This is a genomic window from Armatimonas sp. (assembly GCF_031410135.1).
In the GTDB taxonomy this organism is placed as follows: domain Bacteria; phylum Armatimonadota; class Armatimonadia; order Armatimonadales; family Armatimonadaceae; genus Armatimonas.
This window is the reverse complement of record NZ_JANNYP010000343.1, coordinates 1-2,976: the sequence shown is the minus strand read 5'-3', so window position 1 is coordinate 2,976 and position 2,976 is coordinate 1. Positions and strand designations below refer to the sequence as shown.

The 2,976-nt window shown below is 59.4% G+C and carries 3 protein-coding genes; 1 reads left to right on the top strand and 2 read right to left on the bottom strand.

The window, feature by feature from the left end; all coding sequences use genetic code 11:
- Window positions 1-681: alpha-L-fucosidase (locus RMO15_RS12595; RefSeq protein WP_309712913.1), on the bottom strand; the 681-nt coding region annotated here is incomplete at its 3' end.
- A 192-nt stretch (window positions 682-873) separates the two neighbouring features.
- Here RMO15_RS12595 and RMO15_RS12590 point away from each other — a divergent pair.
- Entirely contained in the window at window positions 874-2,319 is a 1,446-nt protein-coding gene (locus tag RMO15_RS12590; protein WP_309712910.1) for a radical SAM protein, read from the top strand.
- Here the strand turns inward: RMO15_RS12590 and RMO15_RS12585 are convergent.
- On the bottom strand, window positions 2,316-2,976 hold a 661-nt coding region (locus tag RMO15_RS12585; protein WP_309712907.1), incomplete at its 5' end, for a hypothetical protein. The two genes, RMO15_RS12590 and RMO15_RS12585, sit on opposite strands and share 4 nt — an antisense overlap.

Genomic DNA, 2,976 nt, shown 5'->3' with positions numbered 1-2,976 from the left:
TAGGTCCAAGCGGTCGTTGAGGATAATGCCGGGCTGCAACTCACGGATCAGCTTATAAAGATTCTCGCTGTCCCACTCCGCGCGGCCCTTGGCGGGCGGGTAGGAGAAGTCGCACCAGAGGATGTCTATTTTTCCAAACTCTGAGAGAATCTCACGCACTTGGCCGTGGAGATACTGCGCGTAGCGGCTCTGATCGCGCCCCACATTCATCGCCTCTTTGTCCGGTGAGTTGCGCATCGGGTGGATATGATCGACCACGAAGTCCGGGTGGTGCCAGTCGATCAGCGAGTGATAAAAACCCGTCTTGAGGCCGTGTCCACGGAAGGCATCCACCATCGGGCGCAGGAGATCGCGCTTGGCCGGGGTGTTGGTGGCCTTGTAGTCGGTGAGCTTCGAGTCCCAGAGGCAGAACCCCTCGTGGTGCTTGGTAGTGATGACAAAGTACTTCATCCCCGCACTCTCAGCCGCGCTCGCCCAGACTTCCGGGTCGTAGAGATCGGGATCGAAGAACTTAAAGTAGCGCTCGTAGCGCTCGTCGGTAAGTTGCTCGTAGTTCTTGAGCCACTCGTGGCGTGCGCCCAGGGCATAGAGGCCCCAGTGGATAAACATACCGAAGCGGTCGTGGGTAAACCAGGACGTATCGCCAGGCGTCGTCTCAGGTTGTGGAATCGTCAGTGACATAGCTTATTATAGCCGGAACCACGAGGGTTCCGGCTTAAGAGGGCGACGGGCACCTCCGTGCCCAGTAGATTCTCTTGGCTGCGAAGGCAGCCGTCGCCCTCTTAAGCCCGAGGACTCGTTCCTCGGGGATACTTGACAGGAAGCTGATTCATGCTTATACTTTGCATAGCAAAGTTCTTTGAATATAAAAATATGCACGTCAAGTTTATCCTCCCCGCGCTTACCGAGGCGAAGTCGCCGCTCTTTCGGCCCATCAAGTACAGTCTTTTTCCGCCGCTTGGCTTGGCGACGCTGGCGGGGTATCTTCCCGACGGCTGGGAGGCGACGCTGGAAGACGATCACGTGGAGGTGTTGCACTTAGACGACGCGCCCGACATTGTGGCGATCGAGGTCTATATCACGTCGGCACGGCGGGCCTATGCGCTCGCCGACCACTACCGAGCACGCGGGGCGTTTGTCTGCTTGGGTGGGCTGCATGTGACATCGCTCCCTGATGAAGCCGCGGCCCACGCCGATGCGATCTTTCTAGGGCCGGGTGAGGACATCTGGCCGCAGTTTCTCAAGGATTTTCAGGCGGGCAAGCCCCAGCCGCGCTACGCATCGGTCAGCCGGACGCTGGAGGGGATGCCCCCGATCCGCCGCGATCTGATCAAGCGGCAGCTCTATCTCGTCCCCAACTCGATTGTGGTCTCACGCGGCTGCCCACACCACTGCGACTTTTGCTACAAGGACGCGTTCTTTGCAGGCGGGAAGCACTTCTACACGCAGGCCGTGGACGAGGCGCTGGCGGAGATCGAGCGGCTGCCGGGGAAGCATCTCTATTTTCTTGATGATCACCTCTTTGGCAACGTCCGCTTCGCCAACGCGCTCTTTGAGGGAATGCGCGGAATGGGACGGGTCTGGCAGGCGGCGGGAACCGTGCAGGCGATCCTGCGCCCCGGCCTGATCGAGAAAGCTGCCGAAGTGGGACTGCGCTCGCTCTTTGTGGGCTTTGAGACCCTCTCGCAGGAGAATCTGGCCGAGCAGCACAAGGGCCAGAACCTCGGGCGGGACTACAACGCCGCGATTAAAAAGCTCCGCGACTGTGGCGTGATGGCCAATGGTTCGTTTGTCTTCGGGATGGATGGCGACGGCCCGGATGTCTTTGAGCGCACAGTGGACTGGGCGGTCTCGCAGGGGATTGAGACCGCAACGTTTCACATCCTGACGCCCTATCCAGGCACCGCACTCTACAAACGTATGCAGGCCGAGGGGCGCTTACTGCACTCCGACTGGGACCGCTACGACACGCGCCACACGGTCTTTCAGCCCCACGGCATGACCCCGCAGCAGCTCGAAGACGGCTACTGGCGCGCCTACCGCGAGTTCTACTCCTGGCGCAATCTCTTCGCGGGAGCGTCTGTCAAAGAGACCCTCCCTGACCGTCTGCGCCATCTTGCCTACGCGGGTGGCTGGAAGAAGTTCGAGCCGCTCTGGGACACGCTCATTCGGCTCAAGCGCGTCACCGGAATGCTCCCCGCACTGGAGCAGGTTCTCACTAGCTTCGGAGCGCGCCAGAAAGCCGAGCCCGCGCCGCACGCTCCCCCGAAGCAGCGCCTCCAGCACCTCCCGCTGATCTCTGATCCTGAGTCACTCTAGGCAGCATAGATGAGAGCGCCGGGGATGGCCTCCACCCGCTTTCCGAGCCATGCAAAGTTGCTGTAGACCGCGATCACGACCATTGGGACGGCTTCGTTCAGGGCTTCGTAGAGCTTCTGATAGTCTGCCTGCTCGTTAAGGCGGACTTTTTTCTTGAGCTGGATGGCCAGGATAATAAACTCGGTGTCCTGGGAGAAGTTGGCAACCTGTTTCTGCACCAGATACGCCTTGCCAAGCTCTTCAAACTTTGCCAGAGTCTCGCGTAGCTCGATCACTTTTTCATCGCTCAGGCCGTGCGGGATAAGTGTGTCTTTTGTCGTGAGCTGCTCTAGCTCCGACTGCCACGCGTCCATCTGGTCGCCGTGCCGGAGGGCGCGGGTGAAGGCTTGGCGTGCCGCGCTCTCATCCCCGACTCGTTTGTGGTAGCCATGCAAGAGTCCCAAAAAATGCGTTGACATAATTGGCCAGCGCTTTGTCAGGTCTTCCAGAATTACTGCCCCTTCAGGCTCATCACGCTCGATCAGGATTCTTCCTGCATCGAAGCGAGCGTAGTTTCCTACCTTCTCAGAGTCAAGGAGTGCCTTGTAGAGAGGCAGGGCAGCGTCTTCGTTTTCGTACTTCTCCACCCCTGAGGCATACTCGTAGGCTTCTTCGTCG

Coding starts and splice junctions, on each gene's coding strand:
- RMO15_RS12590 (WP_309712910.1), top strand. CDS start 874: ATGCACGTCAAGTTTATCCTCCCCGCGCTTACCGAGGCGAAGTCGCCG.